This is a genomic window from Vibrio sp. Vb1018 (assembly GCF_033338775.1).
Classification (GTDB): Bacteria; Pseudomonadota; Gammaproteobacteria; order Enterobacterales; family Vibrionaceae; genus Vibrio; species Vibrio alginolyticus.
This window is the reverse complement of the sequence record NZ_JAWOTI010000015.1, coordinates 21716-46319: the sequence shown is the minus strand read 5'-3', so window position 1 is coordinate 46319 and position 24604 is coordinate 21716. Positions and strand designations below refer to the sequence as shown.

The following is a 24604-nucleotide window of genomic DNA, read 5'->3' as shown; positions in this document are numbered from 1 at the left end:
ACAAGATTTCGTGTTACAAATAGCAAAGCCAGCGTATAGGTGCTGGCTTTGTTATTTCGGTAAAAAAGCGAATGTTATCGAATAAAAGCGATGCACCCTTGCAAAATCACTAAATTCACAATGTCGATGAAGAATGCACCGACAATTGGAACCACCATAAATGCTTGTGGTGATGGACCATATCGACTCACGATGGAGCCCATATTCATGACCGCAGTCGGTGTAGCACCTAACCCAAAACCGCAGTGTCCGCTAGCGATCACCGCCGCATCGTAGTTGCCTCCCATCATGCGGAATGTTACGTAGTAAGTGAACATCGCCAACACTGCCGACTGAATAGCAAGAATAATAAGGAATGGGATCGCAAGATCGAAAATATTCCACAATTTCAAACTCATCAAGGCCATGGCAAGAAATAGAGATAGTGCAACCGTGCCAAGAATATCAACGGTTTCTAAATCAACCTTGCGCGCCTTCGTCACTTCCATGATGTTAGTGATAACAACACCAATAAACAGCGCATACACAAAATCGGGAATCATTAACCACTTGATGTCAAAACTGCTTACCCAACTCTCCAGATACTTCGCGCCTGTCACGCAAAGTAGAATGATGGACAAGCTTTCAACGACTCTTTTCGCTGTGACGCGATCTTCCTCATGTTCGTTGTACGTCACCAGTTCAGGGAAACTCTGATGACTTTGATTGGTGCGTCCGTATTCCGATTCCAAGTTGTGTTTGTTTAGTAGCTTTTGTGCAACAGGGCTGCCAATAATCCCGCCCATCACCAAGCCAAATGTAGCAGAAGCCATTGCCACCTCTAGAACATTATGCAAACCATACATTTCTTGAAAAGTTTGCGACCACGCAGCTCCAGTTCCATGTCCGCCAGAAAGCGTAATGGATCCGGCGATCAACCCCATGAGTGGATCTAACCCCAGCGCTGTTGCTAAGGACACGCCGACCGCATTTTGGATAAGAATGTAGACCGATGCCACAACTAGGAAGATGAAAACCTTCGCACCGCCTTTAATCAGTTGGGTGTAATTTGCCGCTAAGCCAACGGTTGCAAAAAACATCAGCATAAAGACGTTTTGCAGTGGTAAATCAAAGGAAACATCCACACCGTTTAAGTGCATCATCGTGATGACGCAAGCGACCACTAGACCACCAACAATTGGCTCTGGAATATTAAATTTTTTTAAGGTTGGTAACTTGGTATTGATGAACTGCCCTAAAAACAACACGCAAATTGCGACGAGGAACGACTCCTGTGGGCCGATAGATATTACCTGATTCATGAGACCTCTTTACTCTACTCTTTCTCATTCATTGAGCACGCGCTCAACGTGAGATAGGTGCCTAAGCCAGTCAGATTGCCTCTCGAAACTTTTGTTTTCTAGGCCTCTTTGACCATCAATTCTCATCAAGTAAGAAATAGGCAGAGCTAAAATTATGCTAATTATCATTCAGTGAGAATATTCATTTAGAACAGGCGATAAGTGTATTGATGGGAAGAGAAAAACAACACTTCTCAACTTATGAGAAGCAATTAATTTCCATATAAAACAAAACCTCAAAACAACGACCACATAGGTGGATATTTAGAGCGAATGAGACAGGCGGATACACTAGGTTTTAAATTATTACTTTCTCTCTAATGCACTAGGTGTTATACATATATATAACACCATCTCAACCAAGAGATTCACTCATGACTAATTGGCATGATCGCCAACCGATATTTCGACAGTTGGCAGACCAGATCACGCAGCAAATACTGCAAGGTGTCTGGCAAGAAGGCGATGCTCTGCCCTCCGTCCGTAGCATCTCTGCAGATATGAAAATTAACCACCTCACCGTTATGAAAGGCTATCAATTGCTTGTTGATGACGGGCTAGTGGAGAAAAAACGCGGTCAAGGTATGTTTGTCGCTTCAGGAGCAAAGCTCAAATTACTCGCAGACGAGAAGGCACGTTTTCTTCAGCAACAAATTCCGCAGATAGCCGACACAATACAGCGTCTGGATATGTCACTCGACGAATTCATTCAACAACTAAAACCACACTTGAAAGGTGACCAATGAGCGCATTAGTCAGTGTAAACAACGTCTCCAAGCAATATCAGCAACAAGGAGAAGCACTGCATGAAGTGAGTTTCGACCTACATGCAGGACAAGTACTTGGCTTACTCGGCCATAATGGCGCAGGTAAATCAACGCTTATTAATGCCCTACTCGGTGCACATGAATATCAGGGCACTATTCGTATCAACGGATTTGAACCCATTATGCAACGCGACAAGATAATGCAGAGCTTATCCTACATCTCGGATGTCAACGTTCTGCCAGATTGGATGACCGTTGCTCAACTGCTTCACTATACCGAGGGTGTGCACCCAGGGTTCAATCGCGCCCAAGCAGATACACTGCTTCGTCAAACGGACATCAAACCTCGTGCGCGTATCAAATCTTTATCCAAAGGGATGAAGGTGCAATTACACCTCGCGATTGTGATCGCGACCAACACCCAAATCCTCATATTGGATGAACCGACACTCGGGTTAGATCTCGTGTATCGCGAGACGTTTTATCGTCACTTATTGGAATGGTTTCACGACGGCGAGCGCGTGTTGATCATCGCCAGTCATGAAGTATCAGAGATTGAGCACTTGCTGACAGATGTTCTGATTCTTAAGCATGGTCGCCCCGTTCTGCAAACCTCGATGGACAGTATCAGTGAAGACTATTTCATTCTTGAAGCCAACGACGAGCACCGCACACAAATTGAAGCGATGAACCCACTCTCGTCACAAAAAGGCCTCGGTTCAACGAAATGGTTACTCAAAGCCCAGTATGCCCAACAAGCAGAAACAATGGGCTCCATCCATGGGGTGAAATTAGCGGATTTATTTTTAGCATTGCAGAAGGAGGCAGCGTAATGCGTTCAGTTGTCGCGATGTTGCAAAAAGAGTGGTTAGAAAACCCTCTTGTTTTACGTATTCCACTGTTTGTGTTGGCGTGTGGAGTTATTCTCTTTGTGAGTTTAATGAGTAACGACACTCTACAACACAATATGTTTTTCCAAATGAGCTTTGGTGGCGATGTCAGTGACATTCACAGAGAGCTTGGTGATGATGTCAATATGTTGATTACCGGAGGAGCAGGGCTGCTGTCTATCTTGTTAGCCGTTCAGTACTTCCCAAGAACGCTACGCAAAGAACGGGCGGAAGGCAGCATTATGTTTTGGCGCAGTATGCCTGTCAGTGACATAAAAACCCATTTAGTGAAGCTAGGATTTGGCTTATTGGTGATTCCGCTCGTCTGCTCGGTGCTCGTACTCGCTGCAAATTTAATGTTGTGGTTGCTGAACATCTCTACTGATCACCAATTGGCTTTATTGTACCGCCAAGCCTCGTTAGGTTACGTGCTGCTGCATTGGGGAGAGTTTTTAATCAGAATGTTGTTCGCCGGTATTCTGCTGTTACCGCTGGCATTAACTGCGATGGCTATTTCACAAAAAGTGAACTCACCACTGGTCATTTTGTTTATCGCCATTTATGCGCTGCGTTGGATGCCTATCGCACTTTTTGGTTACTACGGGCTAGATCACTTTTTCTCCGAAGTGCTTTACCTTCCGCTGCACGCCATTATTACACCAAACCCATTCAATACCATTCCTCAAGCGGGTTGGTTAAACGTCGGCATTTACGCCTTCATTGGTATTCTTGGTTGGACAGCTAGCCTCAAGTTCAGCCGAACCATTCAATAATCCGTCGTCCGATAAACGGCCAAAATCGAGCCATAAAAAAACGGTCACAACCTGTGTTGTGACCGTTTTTATTTCGACCTTAGGAGATCATGAACTTAAATTTAACCAAGGAATGAAATGTAACCTTGTAAAATGATTAAGTTAACGATGTCGATAAAGAAAGCCCCCACAATTGGCACCACCATAAATGCCTGCGGCGACGGGCCAAATCGGTTAACGATCGAACCCATGTTCATTACGGCTGTTGGGGTTGCACCCAAGCCAAAACCGCAGTGCCCCCCTGCAATAACCGCAGCATCGTAGTTGCTTCCCATCACTTTGAACGTAACATAGTACGTAAAGATAGCTAAGACGACAGACTGCACAGCTAAAATAACCAAGAATGGAATCGCTAGATCGAAGATATTCCATAACTTCAAGCTCATCAGAGCCATCGCTAAGAACAGAGATAGCGATACCGTACCTAACATATCGACCGTTTCGGCATCTAACTTACGAATCTTGGTCACTTCCAAGAAATTCGTAATGATCACACCAATGAATAGCGCATATACGAAGTCTGGAATCATCAGCCATGAGATTTCATACGTGCTTACCCATTGCTCGACATACTTGGCCCCAGTAACACAGATCAGTAGGAAGAAGAGTTTCTCCACCACTTTTTTCGCCGTTACTTTATCTTCTTCGTATTCATTGTAAGTCACCAACTCCGGGAATTTCTCGTGAGTTTTGGCATCTCGACCACCACGACCATACTCAGACTCTATGCTGTTCTTTTCCACCAGACGCTGCGCTACAGGGCTACCAATGATACCGCCGATGATCAAACCAAAAGTCGCTGATGCCATTGCAATTTCTAAGACGTTATCCAATCCATACACGTCTTGAAAGGTTTGTGACCACGCAGCACCTGTACCATGACCACCAGACAGAGTAATCGAGCCAGCAATTAACCCCATCAAAGGATCTAAACCGAGCGCCGCCGCAAGTGAAACGCCAACGCCGTTTTGTATGATGATGTAAAACGATGCGACAGCTAAGAAGATAAAAACCTTCGCACCTCCTTTCATCAACTGAGTGTAATTTGCGGCCAAACCAACTGTCGCAAAAAACATTAACATAAACGTATTTTGTAATGGCAAGTCGAACTCTAAATCGATGCCGTTGAAATGAAGAGCAGTAATCATGCAGGCCACAATAAGGCCACCTACAATCGGCTCAGGTATGTTGAATTTCTTTAAAATCGGTAGCTTAGCATTAATAAAATGCCCCAGGAAAAGCACACTAATTGCGACCAAGAAGGACTCCAGTGCACCTACAGATATTAAATGATTCATATCGCCTCTTATTATTGTTCTCTTCATTCTCCGTAATGAATGAGTGTTAGTTTAACCTTCGTTCAATAGCAAATTTTCTCGCTTTATTGTTTCGAAAATACTCAAAAAGTTGGTGTAGATGCGCCTTAGGCTAGTTTAAGGGGCGCTCCTTAAGCGATGTGTCAGTTTTTACGCTGTTAGCAAGCCCTTAAATGTGAAAGGAGCTGATACAGCTCCTTCAAATGGCCCCTCGCAATACCTGTGCGTTATCGCTTGGGGTGTTGTGTTGTGAGTAAATTCTGGGTGACACTTTCTGAACCACTTCGGGCTCCCTTACTTAAACAGAATGTGTCAATTACTATCAAACAAAGTTCCTTCCCGTTGTAACCGCTAAACGCCGAGAGCGCGTTCAAAACAATTGGGTTTGCCTGTTCCTGTCGTAGCTTTTCAACTCTGGCTCATGGTGTATAAACGAGCCGAATCCAAGGAAACTCTCAGGCTGCAACAAACGTTTTCGTCACAACGGAGCAGGATTATAACATATCGCTGATAATTTTCTTCAATTCAGTGACATTCACCACCCCCATAGTTAAACCTTGCAATGATTAACTGCCTATTATCATTTTCACAGATAAAAATCGAAGCACAGTTACTCAGTAAGCTTCTTAGAATACGATGCATAGCTAATAACTTCACCGCCGTTCTTATCCAAGAGGTCTTGATAAACGCCCTAGAGAACCAAGCAGCCGAAATATGCGATGTTATCATGATTGCTTTTCGAGACCGACGTCCCGACTTTGGCTAATGAGTACACCCCCAACTATGCATCAGACAAAAACATGTATAATTTTTTATACAAGTTATTCAATAACAAGAGTCCCACATGAACATTAATTCGCTTTGCGCTGCGCTATTACTCAGCATCGTCTCATCAGCTACAGCAGCTGAAAACATTCGTATTCAATATTCTCTCATAGAGACAACTCATGAAAAAATCGCCCAACAATCGATTCAAAGCAGCGATGTAAACACCATCTTTGTTGAGCTGTCTCAGGCCTACTTTCCATTTGATAAAGCTCTCACGCTGGTTTACGGCGGAGAAGATGGTCCAATGTATGATCCTGATACACACACAATATACGTTCCTTACACTTTTTATTTGGAGTCGCTCAATTACTTCTCCAATAATCAGTATGGAGAACGCTTCGGAAAATCCCCAAAAACAGGGGCGCTAGATACGTTATTGCACACTTTACTTCATGAAGCTGGACATGCTTACATCGAAGATCAAAGCATCCCTGTTCTCGGAAAAGAAGAAGATGCGGTCGATAATTTTGCCACTATTTTAATGATTGACTTCCTAGAAGATGGCGCAGATATGGCCATTAGCGCCGCCGACATGTTCGCATTCGAATCCGACGACAGACCGGACTACTACGATTTTGGCGAGTACATTGACGAACACAGCTTTGATTTGCAGCGTTACTTTTCAACGTTATGTTTGGTGTACGGTAGTGATCCTGAGCAATACAAAGCCTTACTCGATGAAGTAGAAAAAGACTACCTGCGTGATCGCAAAGAGTTCTGCCAATTCAATTACGGCAACATTCGCGACAATTGGCTGCATTACTTGCAAAACAATGAACCAAAAGAAAATTCGCCACGTAAAAGCGATTAGAAAATCTCAAACAAGAAAACCGCAATGACAAAACTCATCATATTTTATGACGGAACCTGCCCGCTTTGTGCCAAAGAGATGAAGGCGCTAAAACAACGCGATGCCAAGCAGCACATCAAAACCGTCGATATCTATAGTGATGCATTCTCAGATTATCCGCAGATCGATCCTGAACAAGCCAACACCATTTTGCACGCCCTCAACGAAAAGGGGGAACTTCTGCTTGGGTTGGACGTGACTCATCATGCGTGGCAATTAGTTGGTCGCGGTTGGCTCTACGCTCCACTGCGTTGGCTCCTCGTTAAACCTGTTGCTGACTGGCTTTACCTCAAATTCGCAAAGAATAGGTATCGCGTCTCATATTGGTTAACAGGGACTTCTCGTTGCAATAGTGGGTCGTGTTCACGTTAATTGTGATCCCGCTTAAAAATGCTACGACCTTAGTCTAAATTTATAAACTTCCAGTACTTCTGATTGATTAACTCGGTTAATCTCTAAGCATTACAACAATAAGTATTAATAATTTTATCAGGCAAGCTTATTCAGCTTGTCACTTGTAACGCTGCGCCGAGAGAAGGACGTCTCTATGAATCTGACGATCAGAAAACGACTATATATCCTTTCAATAATTCCAATTCTAACCATGGCAATAGGCATGATGTGGTTCACCTATCTACAAACCACAGCCTACAACGAACACGAGATTGAGCAGACTCGAAGTCAAATGATGGAGATGAAAAAAGCCGAGCTCAAAAACTACGTCCAAATGGCGCGCTCCGCCGTCGAACCACTACTCGCTCAAAATGCCCCACTTGAAGAAGCATTGCCTATCTTGAAACAGTTGGAGTTTGGTCAATCCGGCTACATCTTCGGTTACGATTCAAAAGGCGTGCGTGTCGTGGTGGGTAAAAACACCAAAGGCATCGGAGAGAACTTCTATAACTTGCAGGACAAGAAAGGCAATTACCTGATTCAGGATTTGATCAAAAATTCCAAAACTGGTGAGTTCACGACTTATTACTTCCCGAAACTCGGTCAGAACGAAGCACTACCGAAATTGAGCTACTCAGTCTTTATTCCTGAATGGGATTTGATGTTGGGTACGGGCTTCTACACTGACGATATCGACGCGATTGTGGCAAACATGGAAGAAGCCGCGCATCAGGCTCTCAACACCACACTGACGGCAATTGCTCTGTTCTGTGTCTCGATTGCAGCCATCGTCGCAGTCTTCGCGGTGTTTGTTAACCGCAGTATCATGAAGCCTATTGAGCAGTTTGATGCCTCGATTCACTCTTTCGCGCAAGGCGATGCAGACTTAACCGCACGCATGGAAGAATCGAGCGTGCCGGAGTTCACCCAGCTGAGCCGAAACTTCAATATCTTCGTTGAAAGCCTGCAAGGCATAATCAAGAGCGTTAGCCACGTAGGACAAGAAGTGGTTTCAGAGACTAACGAGATGTCACAGCGTGCATCGCAAGTGGATGAATTAGCTTCTGGTCAACGTGAAGAGACCGAACAAGTCGCAGCGGCAATGACCGAGATGACAGCAACGGCGCACGAGATTTCAAACAACGCTAACCAAGCAGCGCAATCAGCCAGAGACGCCGACGAAAATTCACAGCAAGCGAAACACATTGTTGATTCCGCAGCGAACTCTGTTGAAGCGCTCGCGCTAGAGGTGTCGGAAGCCAGCACGGTGATTTCTCGTTTAGAAAGCGATGTACAGAACATTTCTTCTTCGCTAGAAGTGATTCAAGACATCGCCGAACAAACCAACCTATTGGCACTGAATGCAGCCATTGAAGCAGCCCGTGCAGGCGAACAAGGTCGCGGCTTCGCAGTCGTTGCCGATGAGGTTCGCAAACTGGCAAGTCGCACTCAAGACAGCACAGGCGAAATTCACCAAATGATTGAGCAGTTGAAGTCTGGCTCGGATGCAGCAGTGAAAGCCATGGGTTCAAGCCAAGCGCGCGGTGAAGCAACGGTTGAAGAAGCACGAGCAGCCTCTGCCGCACTGCAAGAAATCCAAGCCGCAATTGCTAACATCATGGACATGAACACCTTGATCGCAACGGCAACCGAAGAGCAAAGCCAAGTTGGGCAAGAGATTTCACAACGCATCGAAGTGATCTCTCAACAAAGCAGTCAGTCGGCAAGCCTTGCGAATCAAAACCGTGCAGGCAGTGGCAACCTTAACCACAAAGCCAACGAACTGTACGACTTGGTCGGTCGCTTTACGGTCTAGAGCTTTCCTCAAACACTCAACATGCAAACAGCGACGCCAAAACGTCGCTGTTTTTATTTCTGCTATCATAATGCGACTTAGCTATAATGCCGCCAACTTAGCTCCCATAAGGGCAAAACAAGATGATTATTATGACCACCAATTTCGGTGACATCGAGATTGAACTGAACCTAGAACGAGCGCCAGTTAGCTCAAAGAACTTCAAAAAATACTGTGAAGATGGCTTCTACAACGACACCATTTTCCACCGCGTTATCGACGGCTTTATGATTCAAGGTGGCGGTCATACCGAAGACATGGCAGAAAAGCAAACGCGCGGACCAATCGCGAACGAAGCAAACCGTGGTCTAAAGAACCTTGTTGGCACTATCGCAATGGCGCGTACCGATGCTCCGCACTCTGCAACGGCACAGTTCTTCATTAACTTGGAAGACAATGATTTCCTAGACCACACCGCAACCACCAACCTAGGCTGGGGCTACGCCGTGTTTGGTAAAGTGACTGCGGGTATGGATGTCGTAAACCGCATCGCGAAAGTGAAAACGACCTCTAAGCTTGGTCACGATGATGTGCCTTGCGATCCAATCATTATCGAGAAAGTGACGATCAGCGAATAAGCCCATTCATCTCTTCGGAGAAATCGTCGCTATAAAACGACAAAAGCGCCTAACGTCTTATGACCTAGGCGCTTTTTGTTGCTGAAAAAATGAGCAGCGAGTTTACAGTGTAAAGAGTGAGCAGTTCTAGCGATTACATCCCTTTGAACAAACTTTGAGATGCACGGCTCACAGCGAGCTTAGTTTCTCCAACGTGAACAAACATTCTGCCAGCAAAGTCTTTGTTTACTTTGCTAATTTTGCACACTTGCACCACGCTTGAACGGTGCACTTGCCAGAACTGTTCTGGGTTAAGCTGCCCTATCAACTCTTTCAACGATGTACGAATCAAATACTCCTGCACTTTGCCTTGTCCTTGTTGGGCATACACAGAAACGTATTTTTCTTCCGCTTTGAAATACAACACATCAGACGTGGCGATCAGATGAATATCTTCCCCTTGCGTCGCTTTAATCCACTGAAGGTATTGCGGCGTTTGTGGCGCGGATAATTGCTGCAACTGCTCTAATAGGCTGCTCATCTGCACATTACTGCTTTCTTGCTCTCGCTTAGCAAGGCGTGCTTTCACTCTTTCACACGTCGTCAGGAGGCGCTCATCCGAGATAGGCTTGAGCAAATAATCGGCGGCATTTTGTTCAAAGGCTTTGATGGCGTAATCATCGTACGCGGTGACAAACACAATCAAAGGTGGATTGGCGAGTTGATTGAGTTTTTGCGCTAATGTCATGCCATCCAAAACTGGCATACGAATATCGAGAAACGCAATATCAGGTTGACTTTGCTCAATGGCTTGCAACGCTTGTTCACCATCGGCGACTTTGGCTATCACCTCTAGCTCTGGCCACACTTCAGCTAGGCTTTTATCAAGATGACGCCTCAATAACGGTTCATCATCAGCAATAATGGCAGTAAACCCTGTATTCATTCCTTTCTTCCTTGATTACGATTCCATTGGCCAGCTCAGGCGAACACAAACGCCACCCTGAGCAGACTCACTGATAGAAACCTCTCCTTGCCCGGCGAACAAAGCTTCCACTCGCTGCTTGAGATTACTTAGACCCACGCCAGAGCCCATGTGCCCACTCACGTGATTTAAGCCAACACCTGTGTCTCTGACTTCAATCAGCAAGTTCTGTTGTTTGCGCTTAATCAGCAAACGGACTTCACCGCCTTCTCGCTTCGGCTCAATACCATGGATGATGGCGTTTTCGATTAAGGGTTGAAGCATCATCGGCGGTAACTCGGTTCTACCTAGCCCCTCTTCTACCTCAATCTTGTAACTGAGTCGGTCACCTAAACGGGTTTGCTGAATGCCTAAGTAAGCCTCAATTAACGCCGTTTCATTGTCTATGGTAGTGTGCTCTTCACGTGAGCTTTTGAGCGTTGCACGCAGTAGCGCGGTTAACTGTTCTAGCATCAGCTTAGCTTTATCAACATCTTGCGACATGAGCGCACTGATATTTGCCAAGGTATTAAATAGAAAATGCGGCTCAATCTGGCTTTGCATCTGCTTAAGCTGACTCAGCAACAGCGCACGATCTTGCTCTGCTTTCTCGCGTTTGATGGCCTCTAGCTCTCTTTGAGCGATCGCATGTTGTTCGCGTGAGTAGAAATAGAAAAAGCACATGGCACTGAATAACAATCCCATGAGACCAACCGACAGCATACTTGAAATACCGAAGTATTCCCCAAGCCAAAGCTGGGCGTTCACCACACCAAACAATAGGCAAGCCGTCAGCGAGATAGCCACTTCCGCCAAACGAGGAATGGTAGGAAACAGGCGGTCGACAAGCCATGAGAAGAAGATAGCCGAATAGCCAAATCCAAAGCTAACCGCTACATGAATGTAAAATGGACCGCCCCAAACAGAAAGCGTCATTGCTGCGATAAAGAGACAAAATGCCGTGGTCACTAATAAGCTACGCGGCCATCCACTTTTCACCACTGATTTTGCTGAACTCATTTAGAATTTCCCTTTGATGTTAAATACAATCATATGCTTATCATTGATTTGTGCGTAAGCAGATTGGTCGTCTCCGGTTAAAAAGCGTGCGGCAACTTCCACTTCTACACTTTGATCGCCGGTATCAATCCATTGGTAGTTAAGCCACTGCGTGACGATCACACCACCATCTTGTGGCGACAGCATCACATCCAACGTAGGGGTTACATCACTTAGCCAGCCCATATCCGCTTCGCCGTTCCATGCAGCCCATGCTTCTACATCCCAACTCCAGTGCAGCATTAGGTTATGCTGAACGATATTGGCATGTTGAAACCCTTGGGCGTAGCTTGTCGCAAGTAGAGCACTGCTAGCCAACAAAGAGTTGTTAGAATCGGGGATCTGAGAGAGTAATTCGCCACGCTCTATTGCTTGCTGCCATTCGCTTTTCGACCATGCTCGGCTGTCGTACCAATATTCAGCAATCACGTTGTGTCCGGCTTGGTTTGCCCAGTTCATCCCAACTAAAGCTTGGAATGCGCTTCCCTGTTCCTCAACTGAAACGGGTTGGTAAAGATCACCCTGCTGAAACTGATAGCCGACACTTTGCTTTTGCCACAGCATGGAACCGTGCATGGCGATGGATTCATCCCACACGGCGATGGCACTGGCGCCAAGTAAACCTCGGCGCACATCATCGTAATAACCAATAAGTTGATACTCGGTATCACCCACCAGCGCATAACGACGAATACCAACACCTTGTTGCTCTGCGGCTTGATCCAGTGCACTTTGGTCTTGCTGCCCCCAGCTTGAATCCGTTGCAATCACCGTCCACTCGCCTGCCATATCGTAGTGTGAGAGTGAAAACACACCCGCTCCTTCTTCTGCTACTAAGCCAACAGGATTTTGTCGATAAGGCTTAAACAGATCCAAAGGTCGGTAGCCATAACCCACGCCCCAATCCACGCGTAACTTACCCAAACTCACATCAAGAGTGGTATCACCGACTTGCCACTCCCCTAGCCAAGCCAGCTCTCGAATCAGCAATTGATTATCAGCTTCACTCCACCAATCACTCTCTCCTTGTTGATTGAGGTACAATCCTTGGCTGTACAGAGCAAACAAGCCACTGAAGTTCTGATAATTCACCTGTACATCCAACAATGCATTAAGTGAATCACGAGAACTGCCCTGCGCCTGCATAAATGCGCTATCACGCTGCTTGGCCGTTTCGTAACTGACAGCCCAATCCCACTCAAAACTCAGCTCATCATTGGCAAAAACTGGGGCTGCTGTGCCCACACACAAGGACGCAGCAATCAACAAACTGGTGCTTTTGTTAAGGTTAGGCTGGCGCGATTTCATGTGACTTCCTTGCTCGTTTTTATGGTTCTATTTACGAAGCTCAGACTAAAGCTGAGTCGTGTTGGCTTTTGGCAAATAACTTGGGTTGTAGAACTTGTTATCCAGCTGCCAAGGCACGATTTCTTGGTACTCGATAACGGTCTTTTTGCTCGGCTGAATGCTATCAAGCAAAGTCATCTCACTGACGTAGTCTTCACCGTTGTCGCTTGCACGTCCGTATTGCGATTGCTTGGCGAGTTTGCCAGAACGCAAGTAGAGATCAGCTTTAATTGGAAACGCATCTTGCTCAGACAACCACAAGTCGATCTTCTGATAGCTCGCCCCTTTGGTTTTCGCGGTTAACGCAAGGTGATAAGCCGAGACACTTTCTCCGTTCACCGAAACAGTTTCTGTCGCTTTCCATTCACCTAGATAATCTTGGCTCCACGTCAGCGTTGATATGTCACCGATAGACGCTTCACCAAGCAGTTTTTGCATTGGCGTAATGCGAATCGGACGGCGGCTCTTTGGCATTTGCAGCCAGTAGTTATCGCCCATCATCAGCATCTTTTGCCCAGCTTCAACCGCCGATTTGAACACCACCAGCGATTCACGATTTGGACGCGTGTACACATGGTAAAGGCGGGTTTTATCTAACTCTTGGTCTTGATATAAGCGCACCAGTGACACCACTTTGGAGGAGTCATCTTGCAAGCGGTAGCTATCCGCTTTTTCAATCAATTGCGCGACTTGCTGTGCATCTAGCGCTGTTTCATTCGCACTGGCATTCATGCATGCAACGCTGCTTACCATCAACAGTGAAATTGGTAATAGTGATTTGAAATTAAACATAAATCAGTGCCTCCGTAATTGGCTTGTTCACCCCTTTGCGTGCCGAGAAAAACGCCGCAACCAAACAAATCATCAATACTGCGAATCCTGCTATAGCCACCAGCTCCCAAGAGAAGTAAATCGTTAATGGGTAACCTTCTGTGCGTCCTGGCGGTGGCGGCATTTGCACATCCACGACCATCAGTAAGACGGTGACTAACGCAGTGAACAAAGCGCCGATTAAGCTGCCAATCACCGCAAGTAACCCTGCTTCGCGCAAGAACCCAGCAATAATTTCGCGAGGGTAGCTACCAAGTGCTGACAAGGTGCCAATTTCACGGGTGCGTTCCGTTACCGACATGGTCATGGTGTTAAACAGGGCGACAAATACCACCAGTGCCATTACTGCACCCATGATGCCGAAGATACGGTCGTACAAATCTTTCACTTTGAGATAGAAGAACGCGCGTTCTTGCCAAGGCGTAATCTCAATATCTTGATCACCAAAGTTCTGCTTTTGCTTACTCAGAACCGAAGCCACTTGTTGCTCGACTTGGTTAGTTAAACTGGTGTCGAACAGGAAGACAGATAACGCACTGACTTTGTCTGAACCGAGCAGCGATTGCGCGCTGTTGATGTGCACGTACAGCTGGCGTTTATCAAGCTCTGGTACGCCTGTTGAATAGATGCCACGTACTTTGAAGTCATACGCATTCAATGCGCCATCGGTAGTGGTCGCCAGCAAGGTAATCCAATCGCCAACGTGCACGCTTAGGTTGTTCGCCAAATCAACGCCGAGCATCACTTCTGGCTCTGCAGGGTCATAACGCGATGCATGAATGTTTGACAGCGTTTGCCCTTCGCGCACGTCCAAAAACGGTCCTTTCATATCGAATTCACGCTCGTTCACGCCAATGCCGATAAAGATTGAGGACTTGTTGCCGTTGGAAATCAAGCCGCTGAACTCAACTCGTGGCTGCACGCCTCGCACTTCGTTTAAACCGATCAATTTCTTGGTGATGTCGTCGGCGTGAGTTAAACCGTTACTCAGTGGCATCTCTTCTTCTTTAGCGAAGTAACCCGGCGTGGTTAACGTCAGATGCCCCGTGTCACGCGCTGTCGACTCTTTCAAACTGTCGTAGGTGTACAGACCAAAACCACCCGCACTGGTTAATGCAAACACGGCAATGGCGATGATCAGCATCGACAATAAACTGCGGCGGCGATTGCGTTGCAGGTTCAACCAAGCAAGGCGAACCGAAACAGGAATTAGCTTGCCCATGAAACCTCCTCCACACTTGCGTGCGTTTGGGTAATTTTGCCGTCCACCAACTCAATGGTGCGATCGCAGCGAGATGCCATACGAGGGTCGTGTGTAGCGACGATAAAAGTGGTGCCAAGCTCGTGTCCGAGCCCTTTCATAATGTCGATGACCTTGTTAGCAGTTTGACTATCAAGACTTGCGGTTGGCTCATCGGCAATCACCAATGCCGGTTTGTGCACTAAGGCGCGTGCAATTGCCACACGCTGCTGCTGGCCGCCTGATAGGTTATCGGGCATGTGATGAATAAACTCGCCTAAGCCAACGTGCTCTAACATTTGTGTGGCGAGCTCGGTTTGTTCTACTTTTGAAAAGCCATTGAGATGTAGCGGATACGCCACGTTCTCTAGTGCCGTCATCACGGGGACAAGGTTGAATTTTTGGAACACAAAGCCAAGCTTTTCACGGCGCATTTTCGCAGCCTGCATTTGTTCGGTTGGGTATGGGCTGCCTGCAAATGTCACCTGACCTTGGTATTGAGTATCCAGCATGCCAAGCACGTTAAGTAAGGTGCTTTTGCCTGAGCCCGACGGCCCGCATAATGCCACCATTTCGCCGGCAAATACTTCACCAGAAACGTCTCGCAATGCACGCACCGTTTGGCTGCCAAGGGCGTAATCGCGACTGAGTTGATTAAAAACGATCATGACGCCTCCCTAATATTTCGCTAGCAGCGCTTTCGCGGTTTGCGTTTCTAGATTGCTGTCGCCCAATTGCTCCATTTGCGCTAACCATGTTTTAGCTTGTTGAACGTCTTCAGCGCGCAGTGCCGCTTCAATGGCGTAGCGATAAATCCACGAAGTAGCCGCGAAAGGTTGTTGGCTAAAACTCGGTTCATCGAGCAATGAAAGGTACAGCTCGTAGCCACGCTCAAAGTGATTGAACATGTCTGGCAGAGAAGTAAAGGTTGTGGCTGCCATGGCGGTGGCCAGTTGGTATTCAGGTAAGCCTTGTAAGCGTTGTTGCTCTTGCAGTGGTACTGGCTGATTCGCCATTAGGTCCAAACCTTTTTGGATTGTGGCAAGACCGCGCTCGGTGAACTTCATCTTGTTCCAAGGCATAAACGCCTCACGACCTTGCAACGTCTCCGCACTACCTAAGTAAACCAAGGTCACCGGCGTTGCGCCTTGCTCTTCGAGTTGTTTAGATAATTCGCCGTAAATGGTATCAACTAAGCCAGAGTCACCCTGCGCCGCTTGGTTGAATAGACTGAGTGTGCGCTCGCTTGGGTTAGCCAGAGCCAGATTGCTGCTAAGTGCAAATGCGGCGATAAACGTACTTGCCAGTTTAAGAGCTTTGATTGAGCGAGATTGAGAAACCATCATGTACTGTCCTTAGTTGAACGTGATTTGATGGTTTCAGATTAAGGGAGAAGATCGCACGCTGCTTTTGCATGCGACCAATGGCAGTTATGCGGAGTGAATGGTATTGAGAGAGGATGAATGACATTCACTTAAACAGAAAATACAATTCCGCTCATTCGTAACTCTACATTTTTACGGCAGTCACAATAAAAACACTGGCTTAAAATCTGAGGCTAGTGTATTTATCCATCCCACAGCTACCCATAACAGACGTGTCGCACTCTCCTTTCTTACACACCTTTGCATGGTGTCTGTTGTTTCCAAATCGAGATTCTTAGCATCGGAATAGTTTGAACTCTTCGAGTTTTAGTTGTTTTCGCACTCAAAATAGGTGCGTTATTAGGTCGTTGAAAATGAATAAGCGTTATTTCCCAAGAGTTGATTTGCCACTACTCATGGCGATCATTCCGATCATGCTGTTAAGTTCGCTCACTCTCTGGAGTGCCAGTAGCTTTAATGAGGCGATGCTCTTCAAACATTTGGCGCGCTGCGGACTGACATTAGTTTGCATCTTGGCCATGTCCTCGATTCCAGCGTCCAGCTATCAGCGCTCAGCTCCATATCTCTACATTATTGCGGTTGCTCTGCTACTTGCTGTCGCTTTATTTGGTGATAGCACCAATGGCTCTCAACGTTGGCTCGATATCGGCTTCTTCCGCTTTCAACCGTCTGAGCTAATCAAGCTTTCCATTCCAATCATGATCGCCTGGATGCTTCATATTGAAGGAGGTCGACCAGACAGTCGGAAAATTGCGCTTTGCTTACTTATTACAATGATTCCTGCCGGGTTAATCGCGCTACAACCGGATTTAGACGGTGCAGTTTTTACCATCATTTATGCATTGTTCGTTTTGTTTTTGGCTGGCATGAGCTGGAAAATAATCTGCGGGTTTATTGCGAGCATTTTAACGTTAGCACCTATTTTATGGTTCTTCGTTATGGAAACCTATCAAAAGAGCCGTGTAACACAGTTCTTGCACCCTGAGTCCGATCCACTGGGTTCGGGTTACCAAATCATCCAATCTTTGATTGCGATTGGCTCAGGCGGTATGAAAGGCAAAGGTTGGATGAATGCAACGCAGGGAACACTTGGCTTTATTCCAGAAAGTCATACGGACTTTATTTTTTCGACCTATGCAGAAGAATGGGGCTTTGTTGGCAGTTTAGTCTTACTCGCATTGTACTTGTTTATTACTGCACGCGTTATGTTGCTTGCATGTCAGTCTGACCACTTTTTTAGTCGGCTGGTAAGTGGCGCATTAGCGATGAGCTTTTTTCTGTATGCTTTTATCAATACGGGCATGGTGAGTGGCTTGTTGCCAGTAATGGGTAGCCCACTTCCCTTCTTTAGCTATGGCGGCACGGCGATGCTAACTCAAGGTATCTGTTTTGGTGTAATCATGTCGCTGTGTTATTCCAAATATCGTAACGCATAGCTCTGCTTGAGAAAAAGCGATCAAAAAAGGCTTCCCTAAAGAAGCCTTTTTACAACGATATGAGCGAATTAATTACAGCTCTGCGTTGTGGTAAACCTGCTGAACATCATCACAGTCATCTAGAAGATCTAGGAATTTCTGGAACTTCTCAGCATCTTCACCCGATACAGGCGTATGAGTTTGCGGAACGAATGTGATTTCTTCAACATCGATCGTTAGATCTGGGAATGCACCGTTAAGCGCAGTTTTTGTTTTGAAGAATTCTGTGTGAGGTGCGAATACAGTGATAACACCGTCTTCTAGCTCAACGTCAGTAACGTCTACGTCTTCCATCATTAGCGTTTCTAGGATGATTTCATCATCGTCGCCTTTGAACTGGAATACCGCTTGGTGGTCGAACATGTGAGAAACCGAGCCCTCAACACCAATTTTCGCACCGACTTTCACAAAGCATTGGCGTACATCTTGGAAAGTACGGTTGCCGTTGTCTGTTAGACAGTCAACGATAACGCTAGTACCGCCAGGGCCGAAGCCTTCGTAACGTGCTGGAGTGTAGTCTTCACCACCGCCACCGTTCGCTTTGTCGATCGCTTTATCGATAACGTGCGCAGGAACTTGGTCTTTTTTCGCTTTTGCGATCAGGTGTTTCAAAGACAAGTTCATGTCTGGATCACCACCACCGTTTTTCGCGCACATGTAAATTTCTTTACCGTATTTGGAATAAACTTTAATTTTCGCGCCTGCAGTTTTCGCCATAGAGGCTTTGCGCACTTCAAAACTTCTTCCCATCGGGATGTCTCTCTAAATTCAAATTTAATGCGAAGGATTTTAGCAAAAAGCGAAACCTTTTCAATTTCGCTTAGCAAAGGAATAGGGAGGTTACCTCATTCGTCGCATTGGATTGAACCATTGCCACGGTTCGCGTTAAGCGACACCCATTACTCGTTTGTACTTTTCGACCGATTGCTGGAAAAACGCCTTTTCATCAGCATCGTTAATCTTGGACAACTGTTCTTCTATTGCTTCAGGACCAGATTTGGCCTCTCTGAGCTTCCAAACCAAAAACGACGCCTGCTTATCCAGTTCGATTTTGTTTTTTTCGTCAGGCGGCAATAGGGATAGATTAAACGACATTCACAGCCTCAAGGTACTTTAAATACTAGCCGGGCACTATATCACACAGAGTTACAATTACAGAATAGAAACGCACTTAACTTGATCGATTTCAAGTTAACTATTTAGGCACAGCGCTGATTTTCAGTGCTTTTGGTAAATGCTGTTCGAATATTTGTTGTAATCGAGTCTTGGTAACGGGTTTAGCCACGAACTCGTTCATCCCAACATCGAAGCAATGTTGCTGATCCTCTTTAATGACATTGGCACTTAGCGCAATAATTGGAACGTGTTTCCCCCACTCTCCCATTTTTCGAATTCGTTCCGTAGCAATAAACCCATCCATCACAGGCATTTGGCAGTCCATAAAAATCAAATCGAAAGGCTGCTGATCACACAGCTGCAATGCTTCTTCGCCATGGTTGGCGACACTCACTCGCACACCCAGTTTTTCTAACATGATGCGAACTACCTTCTGATTGACGATGGTATCTTCAACAACCAGTACCCAAGGTTTATCATTATCTTGAGGGCTGATTTCGTTGTCTTCCGCTTTCCGGAAATCTAATACATTAAGTTGGTCGGTATAGGTCGATTGCGCATTTATTACAGCAACAGGAATCGAAAATTCAAAACAGCTTCCCAGCCCAAGCTCACTTGTTAGTTGTATTTCCCCTCCCATCAAGTTAACCAACTGTGCAGCTATCGCCAAACCAAGCCCTGTCCCACCATACTTTCTGGTGGTACTACCATCAGCTTGTTGGAAGCGTTCGAAGATTGCTTGTTGGTGCTCTTTCGCAATACCAATACCAGAATCCACAACTCGAAACCGGATATGAGCGGTCTCTCCATCAAGTCGAGATAACGCTACAAGAAGCTTCACATGGCCGCGCTCGGTAAATTTAATCGCGTTGCTCAACAAATTGTTCAGAACTTGTTTCAATCGTGTGGCATCACCTTGCACTTCCATTGGCAAGTGAGGATCAATATCGCTGAGCAGCTGTAAGTTTTTCTGCTTGGCTTTGACACTATGTAAACTGATGACATCGTCAAGTAGCTCGCGAAGATCATAGCTCGTGTATTCCAGCTCTACTTTGCCAGCTTCAACTTTAGAGAAGTCCAAAATGTCGTCGATTATCGTCATTAGTGAGTGAGAAGAACTGTCAATGATCTCTACAAACTCTTTTTGCTGGGGATCGAGGTCGGTGTCATTGAGCAACGACGACACACCAATAATGCCATTCATCGGTGTGCGGATCTCATGGCTCATAGTGGCAAGAAACTCACTTTTTTTACGATTAGCGACTTCTGCCCTATCGCGTTCAGCCTCTAACTCAGTCTGGTGCTCTTTCACTTTCTCAACACTTCGGTTGTATTTCTCTGCCAAAACACTCACTTCATCAAAGCACCATCGTTTAGGGAGAGTCACTTTACTCGGCACTGTACCGCCACGAAAATCGCTCACCGCACCAGACAGCAATTGTAACGGATTGACCAACAAGCGAAACGCCACCCAAAGAACACCAATGATGAGGACAAGAATTTTGATCGCTTCTGTCGTAAGTAGAAAAAAGAACTGCTGCCAAAGATCTTCATATATCGCGCTAAGATCCGATTGAACCGTTAATATCGCGAGATCATACGTTTTATCGCCGACCCGATACTGCATCGGCCAGCTTCTCTCGACAACATCCTCAGAAAGCGCCGAACCTAATTCAATGATAACTTCGTCTTCACTAGCAATACGTAAGTAGTCCACCGAGGGCATACGCATTGCACCTTGAGCTTGTGTCAGCAACAGCTCCCTATCCTCTACCCACAAACTCGCAGAAAAGCTCGATAAATAGCTAGACTCAACCTGCTTTAATTCAACATCTAAATGGGCTAAATCTTCGTGAAAAACTCGATATAAGCTCACTGTAGAAATGATGACCGTAAAGATTAAACTCAACGTTAATACCGCCAACATAAGTTGGTTGCCAATACTAAAACGACGTTGAGATCGCTCTTTTTCATCCATATGAAACCGCTCCGATAAACTTGCGCTACTCTAAATATAGCTACGCACAAATAATAATCGAGGATACGATGAAAAGACTTCTACTTAGATTGGCTTTTAGCTTAATTGTTGTAAGTTCTCATGTGACCGCAAATCAAGTGAACTATTACGTCATTGCTGAACAAGCTCGACCATTTCAAATTGAACAACAGGGACAAATGCACTCCGGAATTGTGACCGATATCGTCAGCGCTATCTTCGCGGAGTCGGATTACCAAGTGAATTATCATACTTATCCATTTAAACGTATGATTTCCATATTGGAAGAAGGCGCTGAGCCAAACTGGTTAACTTATGGCAGCCCGAACTGGGGCAAGGTGCAATCGGAAAATTTATCTGAGGAGCCCATTTACACTGTAAAACATGTACTGGTGTCGAGTAGCGAGAAGCCTTTAGAATTCAAAAATATGGATACGATGCATGGTCGTTCTATTGTATTACTGCTGGGGTTTGATTATCCAAATTTAACACCGTTCTTTGAAAATGGCAGTGTCAATGAAATGCGTGTGAAAGACTACAACGCCGCATACCGAGTGATAAGCCGAACCCCTGGAGATACAGCTTTTGTCGAGATGGAATCCCGAGTCCTTTACAACTTAAAGCGACTCAATTTGCCGTTAGAGAATTTTCAGATACAGCCTTTCAGCTCGGTTATTCCTGACTACTCAATCTACCTGGCTTTTTCACCTCAAATGCAACCAGAAACTCAAAATTACATCAATACACGACTCGTTGAATTAAAAACCTCAGGGGAAATTGATGAAATCATTCAAAAGTATCAATGAATCAACTCATTAACAAAAACGCCAACGATGATACGTTGGCGTTTTTGTTTCTGGGAAATCTGTAGCACTTACTTAGTGTGGTTAACAAACTTAGGATCAAACATGTGCCCCAATTTACTCGCCTTGGTTTGCAGGTAATGTTGATTACTTGGGTTATTCCCTTCTTGTAATGGCACTCGTTCAATGACGTTAATATCAACCGCTTTTAAGGCGGCGAGCTTGCGTGGGTTATTCGTCATTAGACGCACAGCGTCAATCCCCAAATGCTCTAGCATTCCTTTACAGAACGCGTAATCACGCATATCAGCGGCAAAACCTAAACGCTCATTTGCTTCCACGGTATCTGCGCCATCATCTTGTAAGTGATAGGCACGAATTTTATTAATCAAGCCGATTCCACGCCCTTCTTGACGTAAATAAAGCAGCACGCCACATCCCTCTTTGACGATGTTTTGTAGCGCTCTATTAAGCTGAAAACCACAGTCACAACGCGTGCTAAATAGAGCATCTCCGGTAAGACACTCCGAATGCAACCGAATAAGTGGTGCTGCACTTTTTGTTGGCTCGCCATAGACCAGAGCAAGATGCTCTTTATTTGTCGCGGCTTCAATAAAGCCGTACATCATAAATGTGCCCCACTGGGTGGGCAATTTGGCTTTATCGATAAACTTCACGAGATTGTAAGGCTCAACATGTCTCAGCTCTGCTCGAACATTCATCAGAATCTCTCCTAGATGATTTTCTCCTTTACCATCTCCCCCGTCTCCCCAAAAGGCATCTTTATGAGAATGCTCTGTAAGGCAAGCGTTACCCGTTCTCATTAATTGCTGCGCTAATGGTGGATTTTGTAGAAACTTTTCCCTAACGATGAAAGCCATAACAGCCAACTTTATATCGTCCCAATCGCTTCTGACAAAGTGTTCGTATTTGCGGCTTAAAGCAAACGCTTCGTCAGGGGTGCTTGCGTGCTGAATTTTACTTTGCAACTGAGCATCGAGAAACTTTTGGGCTTGGTAATAATGTTCGCTGGTGGGCCAAGTTTGGGAGGAGATATTGACTGGGGCATGGCAAAAATTTGAGAGAAAACCGTGGGGCTCATCGGGCTCATAAAAAAGGATTTGATCAACCATACTTGCGCTCCTTGCTTTGTGGTTGCGATAATCAACAAAAAGCATATCGCTACTGATATATCTAGTAACACAAGGTCAGATTGTCAAACTTCTTCGGGACGGGACGTGAGTGTGAAACTCGTGCTTTTGAGGCGCAAGACAGATAAATGGAGGGTTTGAATAAGAGAGTAATAGAGTGAAAAAATAAAAAGGGCAGTCCGTCGACTACCCTATGGGTTGCTAAACCAACCTGAGGAGATCAGTGTATCAAGCCAAGCTCCCTTGCTTCTTCAATGGTCAACCCACTTTCACGGATCTCACGTAACGCTTCAATGCGTCTTCTGGCTTCTGCTGATTTCACTGTTTTCTCTGGCTTCACAACGGTTTCCTCATCAGGTAATTCCCATTTGTGAGCGATGTTGGTCATCTCGTCATGGTCGATAGAATTAATGGACATATTTCCTCCGAACACACCATGTTTTCGATGCGTAATCTATAGCAAAACCGGAACAAGGTGGTAAGAAAAACTGTAGGGAAATGTGACCCCTCCCGCCCTTTCGTTAACTCCTTAATAGATTCATCATTTAAGTTTTGCCAAGGGACAAATTTACGATTAAATTTGAGTAATTCCCCCTACGAAAAGTGTGCTGATCTAGCTCTCAATTCTGCTCTTCTTTAGTTTTATCAACGACGCATTACACCACTTCCTGTTTCACCTAACTTTCGAGTCACTTCACTGATTCATGGTTTGATACTTTCTAAAAACCGCCACACCTGATAATGATAATAATTATCTTTTAGATTGGTAAGGTGTTTATATGGATGGTATTAACTTAAGTCATGCATACCACAATGACCCGGTCATCCAGATCCGAGATTTGTGCGTCGATTACATCACTGATAATGGTGATTTTAATGCGGTAAAGTCCGTCAGCTTTGATATCGGCAAAGGCGAAGTATTTGGTCTCGCCGGTGAATCTGGATGTGGTAAAAGCACAATCGCATTCTCAATAAATCGTCTTCATAAGCCGCCAGCGTTCATTTCTGGCGGTAAAATATGGTTTGATGGCAAAGATATCCTTAGTATCTCAGACTCTGAACTGACCGCTCTAAGGTGGAGTGAAATCGCCATGGTGTTCCAGAGCGCGATGAACTCACTCAACCCTGTCTTAACGATACAAGAGCAATTTGCAGATGTGTTACGACATCATCAAGGCCTCACTAACGCTCAAGCAAAAGATAGAGCAGAAAAGTTGTTGGACTTGGTCAATATTCCTAGAGAACGCTTAGCAGAGTATCCTCATCAATTTTCAGGAGGAATGCGTCAGCGCTTGGTGATAGCCATTGCTTTGTCTCTAAATCCAAAACTGATCATTATGGATGAACCCACAACAGCATTAGATGTTGTGGTACAGAGAGAAATTTTACAGCAAATTTATCAGCTTAGAGATGAGTTCGGTTTTTCAGTCCTCTTTATCACTCATGACCTGGCACTCATGAGCCAACTATGTGATCGAATTGCAATCATGCGTCACGGAGAAATCGTCGAAGTCAATCGAGCATACGATATACGCAATCATCCTCAACACCCCTACACGCAAAAGCTATGGGCTTCTTTCCCAAACATCCATGACGTCCACAAACAACCAGAGTTACAAGGAGCGTAAC

At 45.5% G+C, this 24604-nt stretch carries 24 protein-coding genes; 10 read left to right on the top strand and 14 right to left on the bottom strand.

What is annotated here, in order from left to right; genetic code table 11:
- Positions 1–74: 74 nt before the first annotated feature.
- Positions 75–1301 carry a sodium/glutamate symporter gene (gltS, locus tag R7Z10_RS15875; protein ID WP_171344991.1) on the bottom strand — a complete coding sequence of 409 codons (1227 nt, stop codon included), beginning with the start codon at positions 1299–1301 and terminating at the stop codon, positions 75–77.
- Positions 1302–1714: 413 nt separating this feature from the next.
- On the opposite strand from gltS (R7Z10_RS15875), the gene R7Z10_RS15870 reads away from it, so the two are divergent.
- The 3 genes from R7Z10_RS15870 to R7Z10_RS15860 are packed head-to-tail and all read left to right on the top strand — an operon-like array spanning position 1715 to position 3770.
- Positions 1715–2086, top strand: a complete 372-nt coding sequence (locus R7Z10_RS15870; protein ID WP_005374444.1) for a GntR family transcriptional regulator — start codon at positions 1715–1717, stop codon at positions 2084–2086.
- Entirely contained in the window at positions 2083–2940 is an 858-nt protein-coding gene (locus R7Z10_RS15865) for an ABC transporter ATP-binding protein (RefSeq protein ID WP_005374445.1), read from the top strand. Before R7Z10_RS15870 ends, R7Z10_RS15865 begins: the two co-directional genes overlap by 4 nt.
- A complete protein-coding gene (locus tag R7Z10_RS15860; protein WP_017633815.1) occupies positions 2940–3770 on the top strand; it encodes a membrane protein in 831 nt (276 codons plus the stop codon). The genes R7Z10_RS15865 and R7Z10_RS15860 overlap by 1 nt, the downstream gene beginning before the upstream one ends.
- 101 nt (positions 3771–3871) lie before the next feature.
- On the opposite strand, the gene gltS (R7Z10_RS15855) is transcribed toward R7Z10_RS15860, so the two are convergent.
- Entirely contained in the window at positions 3872–5107 is a 1236-nt protein-coding gene (gene gltS / locus R7Z10_RS15855; RefSeq protein ID WP_005374448.1) for a sodium/glutamate symporter, read from the bottom strand.
- 862 nt (positions 5108–5969) lie between these two features.
- Here gltS (R7Z10_RS15855) and R7Z10_RS15850 point away from each other — a divergent pair.
- The 4 genes from R7Z10_RS15850 to R7Z10_RS15835 all read left to right on the top strand — a co-directional run bounded on the left by R7Z10_RS15850 (position 5970) and on the right by R7Z10_RS15835 (position 9629).
- Complete coding sequence (locus R7Z10_RS15850) at positions 5970–6764, top strand: DUF4344 domain-containing metallopeptidase (protein ID WP_318105259.1); 795 nt, start codon at positions 5970–5972, stop codon at positions 6762–6764.
- A 24-nt stretch (positions 6765–6788) separates the two neighbouring features.
- Positions 6789–7175, top strand: coding sequence for a DUF393 domain-containing protein (locus R7Z10_RS15845; RefSeq protein WP_318105257.1), 387 nt, complete (start codon positions 6789–6791; stop codon positions 7173–7175).
- 175 nt (positions 7176–7350) lie between these two features.
- Positions 7351–9012, top strand: a complete 1662-nt coding sequence (locus tag R7Z10_RS15840; RefSeq protein WP_318105255.1) for a methyl-accepting chemotaxis protein — start codon at positions 7351–7353, stop codon at positions 9010–9012.
- Between the two features lie 122 nt (positions 9013–9134).
- Positions 9135–9629 carry a peptidylprolyl isomerase gene (locus tag R7Z10_RS15835; protein ID WP_170897403.1) on the top strand — a complete coding sequence of 165 codons (495 nt, stop codon included), beginning with the start codon at positions 9135–9137 and terminating at the stop codon, positions 9627–9629.
- Positions 9630–9762: 133 nt separating this feature from the next.
- On the opposite strand, the gene R7Z10_RS15830 is transcribed toward R7Z10_RS15835, so the two are convergent.
- From R7Z10_RS15830 to R7Z10_RS15800, 7 genes are read right to left on the bottom strand one after another with little or no spacing between them, the layout of a single operon-like run.
- A complete protein-coding gene (locus tag R7Z10_RS15830; RefSeq protein WP_041059366.1) occupies positions 9763–10554 on the bottom strand; it encodes a LytTR family DNA-binding domain-containing protein in 792 nt (263 codons plus the stop codon).
- Positions 10555–10569: 15 nt separating this feature from the next.
- Positions 10570–11592 carry a sensor histidine kinase gene (locus tag R7Z10_RS15825; protein ID WP_170897402.1) on the bottom strand — a complete coding sequence of 341 codons (1023 nt, stop codon included), beginning with the start codon at positions 11590–11592 and terminating at the stop codon, positions 10570–10572.
- Entirely contained in the window at positions 11593–12939 is a 1347-nt protein-coding gene (locus tag R7Z10_RS15820; protein WP_170897401.1) for a hypothetical protein, read from the bottom strand.
- 45 nt (positions 12940–12984) lie between these two features.
- The gene (locus R7Z10_RS15815) at positions 12985–13770 is read right to left on the bottom strand and encodes an outer membrane lipoprotein-sorting protein (RefSeq protein WP_318105251.1); all 786 of its coding nucleotides are present in this window, start codon (positions 13768–13770) and stop codon (positions 12985–12987) included.
- Positions 13763–15031 carry an ABC transporter permease gene (locus tag R7Z10_RS15810; protein WP_170897400.1) on the bottom strand — a complete coding sequence of 423 codons (1269 nt, stop codon included), beginning with the start codon at positions 15029–15031 and terminating at the stop codon, positions 13763–13765. The genes R7Z10_RS15815 and R7Z10_RS15810 overlap by 8 nt, the downstream gene beginning before the upstream one ends.
- On the bottom strand, positions 15019–15717 hold the full coding sequence (locus R7Z10_RS15805; RefSeq protein ID WP_170897399.1) for an ABC transporter ATP-binding protein: 699 nt from the start codon (positions 15715–15717) through the stop codon (positions 15019–15021). The genes R7Z10_RS15810 and R7Z10_RS15805 overlap by 13 nt, the downstream gene beginning before the upstream one ends.
- 9 nt (positions 15718–15726) lie before the next feature.
- Complete coding sequence (locus tag R7Z10_RS15800; protein WP_318105246.1) at positions 15727–16395, bottom strand: hypothetical protein; 669 nt, start codon at positions 16393–16395, stop codon at positions 15727–15729.
- A gap of 392 nt (positions 16396–16787) precedes the next feature.
- Here R7Z10_RS15800 and rodA point away from each other — a divergent pair, with 392 nt between their 5' ends.
- Positions 16788–17870 carry a rod shape-determining protein RodA gene (gene rodA / locus R7Z10_RS15795; RefSeq protein WP_053308018.1) on the top strand — a complete coding sequence of 361 codons (1083 nt, stop codon included), beginning with the start codon at positions 16788–16790 and terminating at the stop codon, positions 17868–17870.
- 72 nt (positions 17871–17942) lie between these two features.
- Here rodA and R7Z10_RS15790 read toward each other — a convergent pair whose 3' ends face one another.
- The 3 genes from R7Z10_RS15790 to R7Z10_RS15780 form a co-directional block, all read right to left on the bottom strand.
- Complete coding sequence (locus tag R7Z10_RS15790) at positions 17943–18659, bottom strand: YebC/PmpR family DNA-binding transcriptional regulator (RefSeq protein WP_005374482.1); 717 nt, start codon at positions 18657–18659, stop codon at positions 17943–17945.
- A 135-nt stretch (positions 18660–18794) separates the two neighbouring features.
- Positions 18795–19004: a DUF3283 family protein gene (locus R7Z10_RS15785; protein ID WP_005374484.1), complete on the bottom strand. Its 210-nt coding sequence runs from the start codon at positions 19002–19004 to the stop codon at positions 18795–18797.
- A gap of 100 nt (positions 19005–19104) precedes the next feature.
- Positions 19105–21003 (bottom strand): ATP-binding protein, encoded by a 1899-nt coding sequence (locus R7Z10_RS15780; protein WP_005383197.1) that lies wholly within the window; start codon positions 21001–21003, stop codon positions 19105–19107.
- Between the two features lie 68 nt (positions 21004–21071).
- On the opposite strand from R7Z10_RS15780, the gene R7Z10_RS15775 reads away from it, so the two are divergent.
- Positions 21072–21827 (top strand): ABC transporter substrate-binding protein, encoded by a 756-nt coding sequence (locus tag R7Z10_RS15775; protein ID WP_005383196.1) that lies wholly within the window; start codon positions 21072–21074, stop codon positions 21825–21827.
- 68 nt (positions 21828–21895) lie between these two features.
- On the opposite strand, the gene ribA is transcribed toward R7Z10_RS15775, so the two are convergent.
- The gene (gene ribA / locus R7Z10_RS15770; protein ID WP_017635221.1) at positions 21896–22957 is read right to left on the bottom strand and encodes a GTP cyclohydrolase II; all 1062 of its coding nucleotides are present in this window, start codon (positions 22955–22957) and stop codon (positions 21896–21898) included.
- A 238-nt stretch (positions 22958–23195) separates the two neighbouring features.
- The gene (locus R7Z10_RS15765) at positions 23196–23393 is read right to left on the bottom strand and encodes a PA3496 family putative envelope integrity protein (RefSeq protein WP_005374493.1); all 198 of its coding nucleotides are present in this window, start codon (positions 23391–23393) and stop codon (positions 23196–23198) included.
- A 361-nt stretch (positions 23394–23754) separates the two neighbouring features.
- Here R7Z10_RS15765 and R7Z10_RS15760 point away from each other — a divergent pair, with 361 nt between their 5' ends.
- Positions 23755–24603, top strand: a complete 849-nt coding sequence (locus R7Z10_RS15760) for an ABC transporter ATP-binding protein (RefSeq protein ID WP_005374497.1) — start codon at positions 23755–23757, stop codon at positions 24601–24603.
- The last annotated feature ends 1 nt before the right edge of the window (position 24604 follow it).